Source organism: Mesorhizobium sp. M0870 (assembly GCF_040319775.1).
Classification (GTDB): Bacteria; Pseudomonadota; Alphaproteobacteria; order Rhizobiales; family Rhizobiaceae; genus Mesorhizobium.
Genome location: NZ_JAMYOI010000055.1, coordinates 1 through 16,868 on the forward strand (window position 1 = coordinate 1; position 16,868 = coordinate 16,868).

Annotated in this window: 18 protein-coding genes; 7 read left to right on the forward strand and 11 right to left on the reverse strand. The window is 58.8% G+C overall.

The window, feature by feature from the left end; translation table 11 throughout:
- Positions 1 to 63: 63 nt before the first annotated feature.
- Positions 64 to 693, reverse strand: coding sequence for a PDDEXK family nuclease (locus tag NKH97_RS32465; RefSeq protein WP_352799840.1), 630 nt, complete (start codon positions 691 to 693; stop codon positions 64 to 66).
- Positions 694 to 792: 99 nt separating this feature from the next.
- On the opposite strand from NKH97_RS32465, the gene NKH97_RS32470 reads away from it, so the two are divergent.
- Positions 793 to 1,203, forward strand: a complete 411-nt coding sequence (locus NKH97_RS32470) for a helix-turn-helix domain-containing protein (protein WP_023809600.1) — start codon at positions 793 to 795, stop codon at positions 1,201 to 1,203.
- A gap of 487 nt (positions 1,204 to 1,690) precedes the next feature.
- Here the strand turns inward: NKH97_RS32470 and NKH97_RS32475 are convergent, their stop codons facing one another.
- The 8 genes from NKH97_RS32475 to NKH97_RS32510 form a co-directional block, all read right to left on the reverse strand.
- Entirely contained in the window at positions 1,691 to 2,383 is a 693-nt protein-coding gene (locus tag NKH97_RS32475) for an amino acid ABC transporter permease (RefSeq protein WP_023809599.1), read from the reverse strand.
- Between the two features lie 17 nt (positions 2,384 to 2,400).
- Positions 2,401 to 3,117 (reverse strand): amino acid ABC transporter permease, encoded by a 717-nt coding sequence (locus tag NKH97_RS32480; RefSeq protein ID WP_023809598.1) that lies wholly within the window; start codon positions 3,115 to 3,117, stop codon positions 2,401 to 2,403.
- Between the two features lie 66 nt (positions 3,118 to 3,183).
- Complete coding sequence (locus tag NKH97_RS32485; RefSeq protein ID WP_023809597.1) at positions 3,184 to 4,011, reverse strand: transporter substrate-binding domain-containing protein; 828 nt, start codon at positions 4,009 to 4,011, stop codon at positions 3,184 to 3,186.
- A gap of 24 nt (positions 4,012 to 4,035) precedes the next feature.
- Positions 4,036 to 4,776, reverse strand: coding sequence for an amino acid ABC transporter ATP-binding protein (locus NKH97_RS32490; protein ID WP_023809596.1), 741 nt, complete (start codon positions 4,774 to 4,776; stop codon positions 4,036 to 4,038).
- A 56-nt stretch (positions 4,777 to 4,832) separates the two neighbouring features.
- Positions 4,833 to 5,396, reverse strand: coding sequence for a peroxidase-related enzyme (locus NKH97_RS32495; protein WP_023809595.1), 564 nt, complete (start codon positions 5,394 to 5,396; stop codon positions 4,833 to 4,835).
- Positions 5,393 to 5,863 carry a CMD domain-containing protein gene (locus NKH97_RS32500; RefSeq protein ID WP_206535270.1) on the reverse strand — a complete coding sequence of 157 codons (471 nt, stop codon included), beginning with the start codon at positions 5,861 to 5,863 and terminating at the stop codon, positions 5,393 to 5,395. Before NKH97_RS32500 ends, NKH97_RS32495 begins: the two co-directional genes overlap by 4 nt.
- Positions 5,864 to 5,871: 8 nt before the next feature.
- Entirely contained in the window at positions 5,872 to 7,341 is a 1,470-nt protein-coding gene (locus NKH97_RS32505) for an NAD(P)-binding domain-containing protein (protein ID WP_352442494.1), read from the reverse strand.
- Complete coding sequence (locus NKH97_RS32510; protein WP_352799845.1) at positions 7,338 to 8,309, reverse strand: LysR family transcriptional regulator; 972 nt, start codon at positions 8,307 to 8,309, stop codon at positions 7,338 to 7,340. Before NKH97_RS32510 ends, NKH97_RS32505 begins: the two co-directional genes overlap by 4 nt.
- A gap of 232 nt (positions 8,310 to 8,541) precedes the next feature.
- Between NKH97_RS32510 and NKH97_RS32515 the strand changes: the two genes are divergently transcribed.
- Positions 8,542 to 9,612 carry an NAD/NADP octopine/nopaline dehydrogenase family protein gene (locus NKH97_RS32515; protein WP_127291980.1) on the forward strand — a complete coding sequence of 357 codons (1,071 nt, stop codon included), beginning with the start codon at positions 8,542 to 8,544 and terminating at the stop codon, positions 9,610 to 9,612.
- Between the two features lie 138 nt (positions 9,613 to 9,750).
- On the opposite strand, the gene NKH97_RS32520 is transcribed toward NKH97_RS32515, so the two are convergent.
- On the reverse strand, positions 9,751 to 10,443 hold the full coding sequence (locus NKH97_RS32520; protein WP_127291983.1) for a flavin reductase family protein: 693 nt from the start codon (positions 10,441 to 10,443) through the stop codon (positions 9,751 to 9,753).
- A 39-nt stretch (positions 10,444 to 10,482) separates the two neighbouring features.
- The gene (locus tag NKH97_RS32525; RefSeq protein WP_352442495.1) at positions 10,483 to 11,163 is read right to left on the reverse strand and encodes a GntR family transcriptional regulator; all 681 of its coding nucleotides are present in this window, start codon (positions 11,161 to 11,163) and stop codon (positions 10,483 to 10,485) included.
- A 170-nt stretch (positions 11,164 to 11,333) separates the two neighbouring features.
- On the opposite strand from NKH97_RS32525, the gene NKH97_RS32530 reads away from it, so the two are divergent.
- The 5 genes from NKH97_RS32530 to NKH97_RS32550 form a co-directional block, all read left to right on the forward strand.
- Complete coding sequence (locus tag NKH97_RS32530; protein WP_023809588.1) at positions 11,334 to 12,554, forward strand: amidohydrolase family protein; 1,221 nt, start codon at positions 11,334 to 11,336, stop codon at positions 12,552 to 12,554.
- A 122-nt stretch (positions 12,555 to 12,676) separates the two neighbouring features.
- Positions 12,677 to 14,254, forward strand: a complete 1,578-nt coding sequence (locus NKH97_RS32535) for a nickel ABC transporter substrate-binding protein (protein ID WP_127291988.1) — start codon at positions 12,677 to 12,679, stop codon at positions 14,252 to 14,254.
- Positions 14,255 to 14,266: 12 nt separating this feature from the next.
- Complete coding sequence (locus NKH97_RS32540; RefSeq protein WP_023809586.1) at positions 14,267 to 15,202, forward strand: ABC transporter permease; 936 nt, start codon at positions 14,267 to 14,269, stop codon at positions 15,200 to 15,202.
- On the forward strand, positions 15,193 to 16,101 hold the full coding sequence (locus NKH97_RS32545) for an ABC transporter permease (protein WP_352799849.1): 909 nt from the start codon (positions 15,193 to 15,195) through the stop codon (positions 16,099 to 16,101). Before NKH97_RS32540 ends, NKH97_RS32545 begins: the two co-directional genes overlap by 10 nt.
- On the forward strand, positions 16,094 to 16,868 hold a 775-nt coding region (locus NKH97_RS32550), incomplete at its 3' end, for an ABC transporter ATP-binding protein (protein ID WP_352799851.1). The genes NKH97_RS32545 and NKH97_RS32550, both read left to right, overlap by 8 nt.

Sequence of the window (16,868 nt, forward strand, 5' to 3'; positions counted from 1 at the left end):
GGCCTCCAATCCAGCCAGCATCTTGAATCACAAACATCCGGCTTTGGGAATCCTACGATTCTCTCAAAATAGGAATCGCTCTAGTCCGCCGCCCTGCGCGTTGAGGTGCTCGGCAATCGCGTGAGTGTCCGATCGGATGCCGTCACCGGCAATGATGAGCTGAAAATCTCCGAGTCTTAGCGATCGTGTTACCGCATCGACGAACGGAGCTTCTTCCAGGTCTGGCCACCGAAGCTTCGCCGCGGCGAAGATCGGGTTGGGATCAACCAAGGTCAGCTTGCGCCTCAAGGTCGAGGATAGATCGCCAAAACTCCAGTGTCGTAGCAAAGCGGCATATTCGAGGATCTGCGCCAACACTTCTCGTCGTGCTTGGGGATTTCGCCAAAGCTTGCACTCGATGACGACCAGCCGGCCACTTCTGCTAACGCCCAGGAGGTCCGCAAATACTGTCCCGCCCGCGCGAGGCAGAGGGAGTTCGCAGCATAGGGGAACGATATCTCCAAGGCCGTGATCGCGGTCGGCGACGATGAGTTCGGGATGTCGAAATAGAAGATCGCGAAGCCAGCGCTCGTCATAAGCCGGCGCTGAGACGCTGGTGGGAGACTCTCCGACGCTCGGTGCATTGCGCACCAGCGGGTGTCGACGCAGCGGCGTGGCAATGTCTTGCAGGGATGATAGGAGCAATGCACTCATTCGGGTATGACGCTCTTTCTGAAAGGATGTGCCGGCTTCACACTGGACGCGGTCACCGCTGGTTCGGTGATGTTTCTGACGTGACTTGAAGTAAACTTCATGATGATGACCAATGCTGAAGCTGACTTCGTTGTCAACGAGAAATGCCGAAGTCACGCTTCAAGTATGAGCGACTCTTTAAAGCAGGCTATAGGTGCGCGAGTTCAGGCTGCGCGGCGCGGGGCGAAGCTGAGCCAGGAAGTGTTGGCTGACCGTGTTGGCCGCACCCCTGAGAGCATTTCCAATATCGAACGCGGCAAACAGCTACCCAGCATTGAGACGCTTGCCGAGTTAGCGCGCATCCTCAAGATGCCATTGATGGACTTTTTTGATGGTCTGGAAAAGACACGCCCGCTTTCGCGCGAGCGGGCGGAACTTGAGGCCGAGCTCCTCGAGACGGCGCGCCAACTGACACCTCGGCTTATCAAAGTTGCGGTGGAGCAGGTCAAGGCGCTGAGGCAGTTGGGCTGACGTTGACAACGGGCCTGGTGCCAGCGCCCGATGTTCTACACGGGATTTTGGGTAGCAAGGGTTGGGGGAATCTTTGGCGCGTGGCTGCGGTTGGCGTTGACACCCAATTTATCGGCGCTGTCGATGTCATTAGCGTCACGCGCAAGATCGTAAGGGCGACGCTGATCGCAATCATACTTTAGACTGCGGGCGGGCTCGTTGTCGTCCAAAGCCCGGCGCCCGCTAAGGGGAAGCCCTCCAGACGGGGGAGAACCCACCTCAACAAATATGTGTCATCTGCAGCTGCCGATAGAGAATGCAAGTCGGCATGCAAGCTCAGTCTATTTGCCCACGCTCCAGGCGGCATGGGGTCGACCGGCAGGCACTCAAAATTATCGATACATACATCGGCTACTTGGGCTTCTCCTCGGGCTTTTCATGGCCAACAGAATTGCCTCCAAGGTACGGCTCGATATCCGAAGCTTGACGATTCTATCCCACATCCACCTCATGTCCGCACCCTCAGCGCCTGCTCCAGCCTGTCGGCAATCTGTGTGACGATATAGGCAATCACCATATAGATCACGACGGCAATCACGAAGGCTTCGAGGTAGTAGTAGTTCAGCGCGGCGGTCAACTGGGACTGGGCGAAGATATCGACAACCTCGATGGCGAATCCGAGAGAAAGGGCCTTCATGATGACCATCATCGAAGTCGTCAGGTCAGGAATTGCCGTGAGGGCCACCTGGGGAAATAGGATACGTCGGAACAGTTGGCCGCCCGTATAGCCCAGCGAATGGGCTGCGTCCGACTGACCGGTGTCGAATGCATTCAGGGCTCCCTTGATAATCTCCGATTGGAACGCGGCGACACAGCCGGTAATCGCAACTACAAGGATGACCCAATTGGGGGTTTCGTGGGCGTTGAAGTTGATACCAAGCAATGAGAACAGGAACTGGAATGCGGGCGGCAGACCGAAATAGGCGAGGAAAATAACGATGACCATCGGAACGCCCTTGAAGACGATCTTGTAAGTCATGATGAGCTCTCGCAGCACCGGTACCCGTCTGTATTCGATAAGTGCGAATATGCTGCCGACTATCGTCGACAGGACGAAAATCATGAGCGCCATTCCAATCGTCACGGGTACGGCACTCAGAATTTCCTGCGTGTCCTGGAGCAAAATATCGGTATCAAACATGGTTGAATACCCTTACGTCAGACGCTCGCGAGGAGCTGGTTCTTGATCGGGGTTGTTGGCGTCGCCTCAGGCGCTTGCATCGGTGATCGAAGCTCGAAGAAGCGCACGATGAGCCATGCGACCAGGCACATCAGCGAATAGATGACCGCCAGGACGAGATAGGTTTCGAACTGGAATTGGTTGTAGTCTCGCTCCATGATCAGATGCGCAGTCGCCATGACGTCGGCCGCCCCGATGTACATGACCAGCGCAACGTTATGGATCAGGTAGATGACGGAGTTCCCATAGCCCGGCAAAGCGAAGTGCACCGCTTGCGGGCCGACGACGCGAGTAATTTTCTGTCGGAACGTATATCCAAGGCTGTCGGCCGCATCGTGCTGGCCGCGATCGACGGCCAGGTATGCAGGCCGCATGACTTCCGACAGATAGCCGCCGTGGTAGAGGCTCAACCCCACCATGGCAGCCATCGTCGCCGAAATAAAATCTTTGGCGCCGAACAGGATCACCAACAGCGGAAGCCCATAAAACGCGACGAACAACTGCAGTACGACAGGAACGCTCCGGGCATAGGACACGTAGAGGTCCACCAGGTGACTGATGACTGGCACCCTGCGGACCCGGAGGGTTGTCGCGATGAGAGCCAGGCAGAACCCGGAAATGAGGGCTGTAAACGTGATGGCGAGCGTCAGCGGCAGTGCCGAGAGCAACTCGGGAATCATAGCAGATACATCCACTTTGAACGCTCCTTCTTGCAATTCAGCCTTGCCGCTGACTAGCGAATATGGTCGCCGACGGCCGTGCTATTTCATGTACTGGACGATGCCCTCGCCGAACCACTTCTGCGAGAGCTTTTCGATCGTGCCGTCGTCTTTCAATTCCTTGAGAACCTTGTTCACATCGTCGGCCAGAACCTTGTTCTCGTCAGATCGGTGGATCAGCATGTAGGTGTTGTTGCTGAACACTGGCTCGGACGCCACGATATCGAGTTTCTTTTGCTCGATGACGGTCTGCTCACCGAGATTCGACGGCAGGACGAGAGCGTCGAACTTGCCGTTCTGAACTTCGTCCAGCCGGTTCGGGTAGGGGATACCGGCACTCGATGCCGTGACATCGAGCTTGTATTCCGGGTTTTCTTTCTGCCAATTCATGATGAACTTGTAGGTTCCACCGCCGGCCGTGGTCGGAACGATCCTCTTGCCGACCAGGTCTTTCATTTCCTTAATGCCGCTGTCTTTCTTGCTGTAAATCTTCATCAGGCTGGCGCCCATGGGATTTTCCGGAATGAGGAACTGCTTGGAGCGTTCGGGCGACTTGTAGTAGCCACCGACCGCGATGTCGTACTTGCCCGTGGCGAGGCCGGTTTCCTGGGCAATGTCGGAGACGCCTTCCATTTCGAACTTATACTGCGGCAGCTTTGCGTTGATCGCCTTCAGAAGATCGGGCTCATAGCCTTGCGGCTCGACGCCGATCGCGCCCCATGCCAGCGGCTTGGATTCGGCAGAGGTGGCGATCTTGATCGTCCGAACGGTCTGGCCATGGCTGATCCCCGCTGTTGCAAGGGCAATTGCGATGCCGCCAGCGATGGCCAGGGCATAGCGGCGAGAAAAACTGGATGTGATTGCAGACATTTCTTAGGTTCCCTTCTTGTTGAGCTATTGAAAAGCGAGTTCCGACTGCAGGAATTGGGCAAGTCGCGGGCTGGAAGGTGCATCGAAGATTTCAGCCGGGCTGCCATCGGCGGCAACCACGCCACGATCCATGAAGACAATCCGGTTGGAGATGTTCTTTGCGAATTGCATCTCGTGGGTCACAAGCAGCGAAGTGATCCCTGACGAGGTGACATCCTTGATCACCTTTAGAACTTCACCGACGAGCTCGGGATCCAGCGATGACGTAGGCTCATCGAAGAGTATCACGTCGGGGCGAACCGCCAGGGCGCGCGCGATGCCGGTGCGCTGGAGCTGGCCGCCCGACAGTTGGGAGGGATAGCTATCTCGCTTCGGGGTGAGGCCGACCCGCTCGAGCTCCCGCAAGGCGATCTCCCGCGCCTCATCTGCGGACTTGCGCTGCACGATCACCAGGGGATCCATCACGTTCTGCAGGACCGTCATGTTCTTGAAGACGTTGAATTGCTGAAAGACCATCGCCGTTCGCAACCGGATCGCCTGGACAGCGGTCTTGTCGGCACGCTGGTAATCCATCCGAATCTGATCGAACGCGATGGTTCCTGAGGACGGCTTGGCAAGGTAGTTGATGCATTTCAGCAACGTGGTCTTGCCGGTGCCGCTGGGGCCGATGATCGACACCACGTCACCCCGCTTTACCGAGAGATTGACGCCGTTCAGAACCTGCGTGCTTCCGTAGGACAGCTTTATATCTTTGAGTTCAAGCATTCTGGTTGGTGCCCTTCACAGTGTGGGACGGAGTGCCTTGACCGCATGCGACATCATCACCCGCTCTCCGCATGGCCGAGAACGTGCATCAGCCGGTTTGCCCAGCCGAAGATCGATATGGCGTGGATCAGATCGATGATCTCGCGGTCATCCATGCCAACTGATCGAAGCGCGGCGATGTCGTCTGCCGTCGCTTCCGACGGCGCCGCCGACAGGCGGCGGGCAAAGCTGTAGATTGCCGCATCGCGTTGGCCGAGCGCTTCAGGTTTGTCGAGATAAAGTGCGGTGACCACTTGGTCGCTCTTGGTCAACTCCGCATGCCGGCGGGCGTGGACAACGGCACAGAATTTGCAGCCATTGACGATCGAGGCCCCCAATGCGCCAAGTTCGCGGTCGGGACGGGCGAGCCCGCCTTCGACATACATGATTGCGTTGAACAGAACCGTGCGGGCAAGATAGCTCTCTGGGTCATGCGCAAGGGTGCGCACATATTCCGAAACTTTCTTGGCCGAAGGCGTAACCTTCATCGCTTCAAGCTGTTCCGGCGTGGCTTCGGATAGCTTGACCGGCGCGATGTATGGCTGCCAGTTCAGCGGCTTCAGGCGCACCGAGGAAATCATGCCGACCTCATCAATCGCAAGCCGGTCGCTACCCGCGTCTGGAAGTTGACGAAGGCAATCAGTTCGGAGAGCGCGACGATCTGAGGATTGCTCAATCCGGCCTGGGCGAGCAGGGCGATGTCGCTCGCCTCGGCCTTTTTTGGCGTCACCGTGACCAGGTCGGCGTGCCGGGCGATAGTCGCCAATGGTTCTTCCAGAGCCGTCTCGCCCTGGGCTACAGCCAGAAGCTGCTCTGTAGGATCAAGCTGATCCAGTTGAACATCATATTCGGCCACCAGGACCGGATCGGCATTCAGGGCGGCCATGCGACGGGCAAGAGCAACACGCAAATTCGGCGCCAGCCCCTGATCGTTTGCCGGGTGCAGCACCGAGAGGCGACATTCCTCGGCCCCTCGCACGAATTCGGGCCGAAACCGCCGTGCAGCGAAAAGGGCATCGTCCGGTGAAAGACCCGCTGCCTTGTCCATTGCGTCAATCACAGCGCGGCCTCCTTGTGCAACAAGGGTGTTGAATCGACCCACTCGTCGCCCAGAAGTTCGGGCGTGTCGTAGGCGATCAGATTGGCGAAGTGGGTTTCGACATCCTCGGCAAACAGCGATGCGGCAATGCCGCGCACAAGACGGTCGGCACCGGCGCTGACGGCCGGGATGTCGCCGGAGACCTTGCCGTGCGTCAGCATGGCGGCGTCGTTGAAGCAGTGGATATGTGCAAGCATCGGGCAGGAGCCGGGGACGCGTTCGCGAAACTCGAAGGCAGGACCGAGATCCGGCGCGTCCGACATGCCTGCACGACCCGGCCCCATATCCGGCCTATATCGGCCATCCGACCAGGTGCGGATATGTGGGGCGATCGCCGCGAATTCCGGGCGGCCGTTGAAGTCATTTGAAAAACCGGTTGCCGCGATCAGGAAGTCGTAGCGCATCAGCCCTTGTGTGGTTTCGATCAGCAGGCCCTCCGGATCTTCCCTTACCGCAACGATGCCGCAGTCGAGAAAGAACCGGGCATTCGCGTGGCGAGACACGCGAAGCGTGGATGAACGCGGCGGCGGCGTCTGGGTGGAGGCGGTGTAGTCGAAGAACTTCCACTTCCAGGCATCGGGCAATTCATGCATGCCGAGTACGACACCCGGGCTGCCGATGCCGGTCAGCTTGTTGATGCGCGGCATCTCCTTGCGCCGGATCAACATGTCGACAGAACCGGCGCCCGCCTCGAGTGCGGTCGCAGCATTGTCCATGGAAGAGGCACCGGCGCCGATAACTGCCACACGCTTGCCTTTCAGCGCATCGAAATCGATGTCGTCGGCAGAATGGGCCCAATAGGCGCGATCGATCCCGTTGAGGAAATCGGGTACGGCAATACCGCCCAGACCGGAGCGACCGGTGGCCAGAACCAGACGACGGGTGAGAACCCGGCCGGATTCCGCGCCTTCGATATCGATCGCAATCAGATCACCAACGGGTTCGACGGCGGTCATGCGCACGCTATTGCGCAATGGCAGAGCCAGGACCTTGCGGTACCAGACCAGGTAATCCATCCACTGGCCCTTGGGGATTTTGTCCAGCGACCGCCAGGCCTCAACGCCCCATTGCGCCGTGAACCAGGCGCGGAACGTCAATTGCGGCAGGCCGAGCGACGGACCGTGCAGGGTTTTCGGCGACCGGAGCGTTTGCATGCGGGCAAACGTTACCCACGGCCCTTCGAGCCCTGCCGGAGCCGCGTCATAGGCGACGACATTGGTTATCCCCGTCAGCACCAGCTTTGCCGTGGCAGCAAGTCCACACATGCCGGCGCCGATCACCACGACGTCACGGACAGGGACACCATCGTGCGAACGTGCCGGGACCCATGGCCTGGCAGGCAGTTCGAGGAAGTCGAGATCCTGCGCCAGCTGTGCCTCGAGCGCGGCAAGACTTGTCAAAATTGGCGCGGTGGGGGAATGCTTCATATCCCCGTTCCGTGATTTGTGGCGGATGCAGGATCGGTCACCAGTTGGCCGGCCAAGGCCGGATCGAGTTTCTTGAAGCCGACTATCGATCGTTCAGCCACCGCTTCGACCGCCTCCATCAACGCCTGTGCGACTGGACGAAGGGGACGTTTTTCGGCAGCCACAACCCCCCAATAAAAGAGAACGGTCGCGTCAATCGGGCGGATGGCGACCCCTGGCAAGGCCACGCCATAGGCGGTGAGGGGATCAATGACAGCGGCAACGCCGGTCCGGCGCACAAGCTGCAACGCGCCATAGGCAGTATTCGTCCGGATCACTGGCCCGGTGTCGATACCCCTGGCGGCCAATGCCTTGGAGACGTGCAGTTGGAAACGCAGCGGGTTGAGCAAGGTAGCGACGCGACGGCCGGCAAAGGCCGAAAGCGGTATGACGTCGAGTTCTGCCAGCGGATCGTCCTCCCGCACAGCAGCAACATCGGGCGCCGAATAGAGCCGCAGGACATCCAGGCCGGGTGTATCGAGCGGCAGGCTTGAAAAGCCGATCTCGGCACGACCGCTGCGCACTTCCTGGGCCACGATGGAGGGAAGAAACTGTCCGAGATGTGTCTCTTGCGGAAGCTCGATACCCTTGAGCTCGGCCATGGCCGTCGGGATCAGGCCAGTGCCGATCGCGGAGGTTGTGACAATCTGCAGGATCCGACCCCGGCCGGCGGCGATCATCTTGGCCCGCGCCGCGAGTTCGGTGAAGGACATCAGCAGTCGCCGCGCTTCTTCTTCAAATGCGACACCCTCTTCAGATAGCTGCACCCGTCGACCGACCCGGTGCAGCAATTCGAAGCCAAGTTCGCCCTCAAGATCCTGAATGGTGCGTGTCACCGCAGGTTGGGAACGCCCGAGCATGTCAGCCGCCTTGGTAATGCTGCCGCTGGCAGCCACCGCAAGGAAGGTCTGAAGGTCCCGAGTTTCCATATTCTCCCTACATGTGAAATACGTATGATTGACATCGTCTCATTCATTTTTGATATATGTCAAGCGGAAACTAATGTTCTCAGCGGCGCTTGCCGGCTCAGAGCCGGAGCCCTTGATCGAAACGGCTGGGGGCAACCGAGGTGACTCCAATTCGAAACCTCGTGATAAAAAAACTTGTAGGCCGGGACTACAAGGATTCTCGAACCATAAAGCCTGCAACAGGAGGAATGTTATGCGCGTGAGTATTCTGGGCGCCGGAGCAATTGCCTATGGCCTTGCGGCCTATTTGGCACAATCGGGACACTCGCCAACACTTTGGTCACCGTCGGGACACCGCACCAGAACGTTGGCTACTGGCGAATTGTTGAAGGCGACGGGGGATATCGAGGCGACGGTGCCGGTGCGCATTGCCAAGGATTGCAGAGATGCTATCGAGCACGCGGACGTGGTGGTGATCGCGCTTCCGGCTTACGGCCACAAGATGGTGATGGACGCCGCCGTCCCTCATCTGGCAGATGGAATTCCGGTCATCATCAGTTCGCATAGTTCGTTCGGGGCTCTGTATCTCTGGAAGCGGTTGGCCGAGCGCAAGGTCAGGTTGCCGATCGTCGTTTGGGGCACAACGCTACTGACTGGCCGCCAGCTCGGATCAACCGAAGTCAATGTCACTTCCATTCGCCAGAAGCTTGATGTTGCGACGCTGCCTTTCGATGCGCTCGACCAAGGGTACGAGCTTTGCACGGCCTTGTTCGGCAATCGTTTCGTCAAGCGGGATGGTCTGCTGGCGATTGCGCTCAGCAACCTCAATCCGCAGAACCATCTGGGAATTGCCCTTCTCAATCTCACACGCATGGAAAAGGCCGAGCAGTGGAGCCAAGGGGGAAATGTCACTCCTGCCGTTGGTCGCTTGATCGAGGCTCTGGATGCCGAACGGTTGGCCATCGCTGCCCATTTCGGTATCGCGGTTCGTACGGTCCAGGAACATTTTTCATTGTCGTTTCATGTGCCCATGAGCACTGTTTCGGACATGAACCAGGAGATGGATCGTCTAGGCCGCGGCGGGTTTGGCCCGACAACCATCCAGAGCCGCTATATTCTCGAGGATGTTCCGTTCGGCCTGCTACCGACTGCCGTTCTGGGGAAGATCAGCGGAAATCCGGCGACACTCCATGAATCCGGAATTTCCATCTTGTCGGCGGCTTATGGCCGGGATCTCAAGGGAGATAATGATATTCTTCCTGCGCTCGGCATCGAGGAAATGACAAAGGCGGATCTTGAAACCCTTTGCCGCAAAGGGTTATAACAGCTTCCAGTGCGCTGTAGCCCAGCTGCAGTGAATATTCTCCCAGCCCGGCATCGGCAGGGTCCTTGGCCGCAGGCAGCGTCTCTGCACGATCAGGAAGGATGATTGAAGCGACGAGCGCGTTGCGCGATCAGGGCGCTATCCATCGGTGTTGGGTGGCATAGGCCTCATTGCCAACCATTGCTCATGCGACATCGTTGGCAGGTCAAACTGGTGGCGGGTGGTCGAATAACCGTGTCCACCCATTCTGCCGACGGCGTCTAGCGCGAGTTGATCGATATAGAAACGCTCCTGGTCAACAAGATCCTCACGAATGTGCATCCGCATAACTTGACCAAGGACAATCTCGCGCGACTTACCCAGGCCAAGCGTCAAATGTCGGCGGCATTCGAAGGCTATAGGCGCTTCGAAAATGTAGGGGCATTGGACCGTCTCACCGGGCACAGGCGTCAGTCCGGCCTCGGCCAGTTCGTCAATGTGGGAAGGAAATGGGACGGCACAGACGTTCATGGCGTCAACCAGCGCATGGTCCACGATGTTGACTGTGAATTCCTCAGTCAGTCGGATGTTGAGCGTCGTATCTTTGAAGGACATGTCATTATGGTTCTCCACACCCAGGGCTAGGATTGGAGGATCGGCCGAGAGGCAATTGAAGAAGCTGTAGGGCGCAGCATTGACAGTCCCGTCGGGGTGTCGTGTGGTCACCAGAGCGATTGGCCGAGGCACCACTGCCCCGATCAGCAGCTTGTAGCGTTCGCGTGCCGAGATGCGGGCGAAGTCGATGCTCACGCGGCTCCGCTGCCCCACCGGCTCGGGCTGGGGGTTGAGCATTATATCCTCCTGAATTTTGCCAAGCTGCTTGAGAGTTGGTCACCCTGCCTGAGCGTATGTACTCAGGATGGAGCGAACGTCGGGCTCAGTTTGATCGCTGATTTGCGCCCGAGCCTCGAGTGCCTCGAGATGGTGTTCCATCGCATGCATGGCGCGCTCGGGATTGTGTTGGCGCAGCGCCTGAATGATTTCGACGTGTTCGTCGACGCCGCACTGATCGGAGTGCGGACGGCTGTACAAGGCTAGGATCAGCGAACAGCGCGATACAATCTCGCTGACATAACGGGTCAGCGGCTTCGATCCCGTGAGTTCGGCCAGCAGAATGTGGAATTCGCCCGCCAGCCGTATCGATAATGGTCCGCTCGTGTTTACTGCGTCCCTTTCAAGTTTGACGTGGCCCTCAAGTGCCGCAAATTGAGCGGGTGTGATCTTTCGCGAAAGCCGGTCCACTACCTCGCGCTCCAGGCAGCGTCGTAGGGAAAATATATCTAACGCTTCCTCGAGCGTCGGTTCGGCGACGCAGGCTCCGCGATTATTCCTCACCTCCACCAGGCCTTCGGCACTCAGTCGGACAAGCGCGTTTCGTACGCTGGTCCGGCTAACGCCGAACTGCTCGCCGATGGCGTCTTCGGGCAATTTCATACCGGGGCGAAGCGCCTGCTCAATGATGGCGCGACGCAGCGACAAGTAGACGTTTTCGGCTCGACTCGATTTGGTCATCGCATCCCCCTAAGCTCCCGCAACTTATCGATCAAGATATATTTTTGTCAATATGGGATACGATTTATCTTGAAATAGGTATACAATTATGCGGTAGTTACGTACACGGACCTGCAGGCGGCCGTCGCCGTGCCGCAGACGATAGGCTGCCTCTGGGAGGAGCGCACCGCATGACAACCAATTTGTTGATTAGAAATGTGCGCCCGATGGCTGGCGCCAATGTGGATATTCTTATTGAGAATGGCCGCATTACCCGCGTCGAGCCGGAGCTTTCACCTTTGGGCGGGCTGGTGGAGGACGGCGGAGGTCGCATCGTCGTTCCGGGCTTGGTCGAAGCGCACACCCACCTCGACAAATCGATGATCGGAATGGCGTGGTATCGCAATGAAGTCGGCCCTCGCTTGATAGACAAGATCGAGACCGAGCGTGAAGCCAAGATCCGCTTGGGTATCGATCCGGTCCGCCAGTCGCGTCGACAGGCGCTTGCCTCAGTGGCGCAAGGCACCACCCATATCCGTAGCCACGTCGATATCGACACCGTGCACGGCCTTGCCGGTGTAGAGGGCGTCATGCGCACTCGTGACGAGCTACGAGACCTCGTCGATATTGAGATCGTCGCCTTTCCTCAAGGCGGTATGATGATCCGGCCTGGCACTGTCGAACTTATGCGACGGGCGTTGGAAATGGGCGCCGAGGTGGTCGGCGGGCTGGACCCTGCTGGGGTTGATCGCGATCCCAAAGGGCACCTCGATGCAATTTTCGACCTCGCTCAACGCTTTGGCCGGCCCATAGATATACATTTGCACGAAGCGGGAGAGCTTGGCGCCTTTTCGCTCGAACTCATCATCGAACGCACCCGTGCACTCGGCATGCAGGGAAGGGTGGCAGTCAGCCATGCCTTCTGTCTCGGCATGCACGATGCCGATTATGTCGGCCGACTAATCGACGAGTTGGCGGAGCTTTCGATCCATATTCTTACCACCGGGCCGGCATCGCAGCCGTCGCCTCCGGTCGCCAAATTGCGATCTGCTGGAGTGGTCGTCGGCGCCGGAAATGACGGCATCCGTGACATCTGGGGACCTTACGGCAGTGGTGACATGCTGGAACGCGCGATGTTTGTCGGCTTGCGCAACAATTTTCGCCGCGACGATGAACTCGAATGGGCCCTCGACGTCTGCACGCGCGGCGGTGCCGGAGTTCTTGCGCTGGAAAGGTACGGCCTGATGCCCGGCTGCTGGGGGGACATGGTTTTGGTGGAAGGCGAGACACTCGCCGATGCCGTCGTGTCCCACCGGCCGCGCGCGTTGGTCGTCAAGCGCGGCAAGGTCGTCGCGCGAGGCGGGGTTGCGGTGCAGACCTCACCTGCGCAAATGAGCACAAAAACTTATTAGAAGGGATACGATGTATAAATTAAATTGTATACAATAATGTGATATGTCTATACAAAAAAGGCCCCAGTGCCTTTCGAGGCAACCTAGGCCCCAGGGAACAATAAGCAACGAGAGGAGCAATCATGTCATTCAACAGGCGTACATTTCTGCAGATCGGATCAGGGGCGTTAGGACTCGCAATAACCGATGCTACCTTCACCAAATTTGCCTTTGCCGAGGGGGCGGCGGGCACATTGCGAGTGGCGATCGCCAAACCCGCGGGCAATCTTGATCCGCAGAGCCACTACGCGATCTGGGCCATTCAGGACCTGATGTTCGAGCCGCTGGTGCGGTACGGCAAGGGCGGCCAGATCGAGCCTTGCCTTGCGACCGACTGGAAGATCGAAGAGGGGGGCAAGACGTTGCATCTTACGTTGCGCCAGGGGGTAACGTTCCAGGACGGCGCAGTGTTCGATGCAGCTAGCTGCAAGTGGAATCTGGAGCGTTGGCTAGGACTCGATCAGTTCAGCTGGATGAACTGCTCCAAGTATTTTCAATCGTTGGAAGTGATCGATGAGCACCAGATAGCCGTTCATTTCAAAGAACCGCCGCTGGCGCTCATGCAGGAGCTTTCCTACACACGGCCGCCGAGGTTCCTTAGCCCCAAATCGGTCGATGCGAATGGCAAATTTGTCGAACCCGTCGGCACCGGTCCTTGGCGTCAACTTAGCGCTGACGATACACAAAGTGTTTTCGAGCGCTACGACGGCTACTGGGGCGACAAGCCGACTTATCAGCGTCTCGAAGCCAAGGTCATCCCTGATCCGCGCGCGCGGGTTGCCGCCCTGCGCGCTGGCGAGATCGATCTCGTCGGCGGGTTTTGGATCGCGCCGCTTACCCCCGTTGAGGCAAAGCAGCTCGAGGCCGCAGGGCTCAACGTGGTCATCGATCCCGGCAACGTCACACTGGTGATGGCTTTCAATCCCGATCGCACCGAAGCGCTCAAGGATCCGCAAGTGCGCAAGGCCGTCAGCATAGGGATCGATCGCGCGGCGATTTCCCAGGCGCTCTACCAAGGCTTTGCCCGACCGGCGGGCAACCTGTTCTCCGATGCATTGCCATTTGCTGGCACCCAGCATGATGCCCCAGTTCGCGACGTTGCGGCCGCATCAGCGCTCCTGGAGAAGGCGGGTTGGACGGGTGGTCCCGTGCGTTCCAAGGACGGCACGCCACTGACGCTTGAGATTGTCGTCAGTCCCGACGCCGTTCCCGGCTCTCGCGTCGTGGCCGAAGTCATACAATCCGAGATGAAGGAAATCGGCATCAATTTGATCGTCCGCTCTGTCGACCACGCTTCTAAGCACACCGACATGCTCGAACGGAAATACGATCTCGGCTTCTTCCTGACCTACGGGGCTCCTTACGATCCGTTCGGCACGGTGGTGGCCTTGTGCCTCTCGACCTTCAAAAACGATGTCGAGGGCAAGCTGTTCACCGATCCGGCCAACCTGGACCCGCTGATCAACGCTGCGACAGCGGCAACCGGGGATCAGATCGCGCCATCGATCCAAAAGGTTTACGACTGGCTGCGTGACAACGACGCGATAGCGCCGTTGGTTTACGTTCCCAGCATCTGGGCGCACTCCAAGCGGGTCCAGGGCTTCACCAGCCCGGTCACCGAATACGATATGCCATACGAAAATATCGTGCTGGCCGAGTAGAGGGAGGGCGCGTTGATCCACTTCATCAGCAAGAGGCTGAGGCACTCCCTCGTACTGCTGTTCATGGCGTCTCTGGTTTGCTTTACCCTGGTTGTTTCGGCTCCGGGAAATGTCGCTGTTCTCATCGCTGAACTCAGAGGAGCAGTTGCAACCCCGGGTTACGTCGAAAAGGTTGCCGAAGAGATCGGACTGCATAAGCCCCTGCTGATGCGCTACGCGGGTTGGCTCGGCGATGCAGTCCGAGGAGATTTTGGCATCTCCTACAGAACGGGCCAGGAAGTCAGTGCGGACTTGCCAAAGCGCATGTTGGTCACCGGTACCCTGATCGTTGGCAGCGCCGTGGTTGCGACCCTGCTCGGCCTGGCTCTCGGATTCCTGGGTGCCTTCTGGCCCTACAGACTGCCGGACCGCGTTTCGCGCGGTTTGGCTCTTCTCGGCGCATCGACACCGACATTCTTCGTCGGGGCGCTGATGATCTATGGTTTCTCTGTCACCTTTCAGCTCTTTCCATCCTTCGGCTTCGGCGGTCCGGAAAGTTGGGTGCTGCCATGGGTCACTGTCGCGGTGCTGCCCGCCGCCGTGCTCAGCCGTGTCGTTCGTGTGGGACTGGAAGAGGCCATGGCCAGCCCCTTCGTGTTGACGGCCAAAAGCAAAGGTCTGGGACGGACCGCCATCCTGTTCCGGGACGCGCTGCCAAACATCATACCTGTGTTCATCAACGCACTGGGAACCCAGGTCGGCCTGATGACCGCAACTGCTATCATCGTTGAACCGCTGTTCGCCTGGCAGGGCGTGGGCGACTACTTTCTCCAAGGCGTGAAGTTCCGGGACTTCATGGTCGTGCAGGCCTGCCTGTTGATCTTCCTCGCCTTCTTCATCGTGGTGAATCTGATCGTCGATCTCGCAGTTCTGATGACCGATCCACGTGTCCGGCGCCAATGGAGCTGACCATGAATAGATTAAAGCCTGCATTCGCCCGGTTGAACAAGTTGCCCCGCGTGGCCTTGATCGTGATCGGCCTCTTCCTCGCCCTGGGCAGCTTCGCGCCATGGCTCGCTCCACAAGATCCCAACGCACAGAACTTACTGGAGACCGGCCTGGGACCAACTGCCGCACATTGGCTCGGCACCGACCATCTCGGGCGCGATACGCTCAGCCGCCTGATCATTGCGGCGAATACGTCGTTGGTCAGCGTTGGCTCGGTCCTCATCATTGCAATGACGGTCGGTGTCGCCATGGGGACCATCGCTGGCTACCACCGCGGTTGGGTAGACGACCTGCTGATGCGCATCGTCGACGTCGGACTGTCCATCCCAAGCCTGATCACTGCCCTTGCCGTGATCGGGATCGTCGGGCCGGGCTACTGGACCATGGTACTGGCTCTGTCATTGGCATGGTGGCCGATGAGCGGTCGTATCAGCCGGGCCGTGGCGGTCAGCATCATGAGCAAGCCGCATATCGAAGCCCTGCGTGTGCTGGGCGCCAGCCCATGGCGCATTTACTTCGGCCATTTGCTCCCCGGCACCATCGGCGCGGTCATGGTCTATGCGACGGCGGATGCCGGGACAGCCGCTTTGGCTGTCGCAACACTCAGCTTCCTTGGTCTGGGCATTCAGCCGCCCACGCCGGAATGGGGACAGATGCTTGTTGATGCTTTGCCGTATCTCGAGTCGGATCCGCGACAGGTTATCCTGCCCGGCCTGGCCCTGACCGCTGCGGTGATCGGCTTCAACATCCTCGGCGAATCCATAGCACTTAATCGCATTCCCAAGCCGCTTTCGAGGCGGACGCTTGCCTTGCGCAGAATTGAGGTCGCCGGCTGGGCCAAGGAGAATTCGGATGCATGACGAACCCCTTTTGAACGTCAGCAATCTGACGGTCGATCTCCTGACCGCGAAGGCCGCGGTACGCCCCGTCGATGGCGTCAGCTACACCGTCCGGCAAGGAGAATGCCTTGCCATCGTCGGGGAAAGCGGCAGCGGCAAGACTGTAATGAACTTCGCGCCGCTCGGTCTGATGCCGACCGGCGTGACGACGAACTTGTCGGGATCGGTGCGCTTCGATGGGCGTGAATTGATCGGCCTGCCGGAATCCGAGATCCGTAAGGTACGAGGCAAGTCGATCGGATTCATTTTCCAGGATCCGATGAGCGCGCTGAACCCCGTCCGCCGTGTTGGAAGGCAGATCGCCGAGATGGCGGAGCTCCATCTCAAGATGACCCCACGCGCTGCGGAGGAGCGGGCGTTGGAACTCATCAAGCTGGTCGGCATCTCGGATCCAGCAGCGCGACTTCGTCAATTCCCCCACGAACTGTCGGGTGGTCTCAGGCAACGCATCGTAATTGCCATTGCGCTGGCCGGCGAGCCAAAACTTCTGATCGCGGACGAGCCTACGACCGCTCTCGATGTGACGGTCCAGGCTCAAATCCTGCGCCTGCTCAAGGACCTGCAGCGGCGGCTCAACATGGCCATGGTGCTGATTACCCACGATATGGGGGTAGTCGCCGGAGCGGCCGACAACATCGTTGTCATGTATGCGGCTCGGGCCGCCGAACGAGGTCCCGTGGACAAGGTCCTCGTTACCCCACGCCATCCGTACACGAGAGGGCTGATCA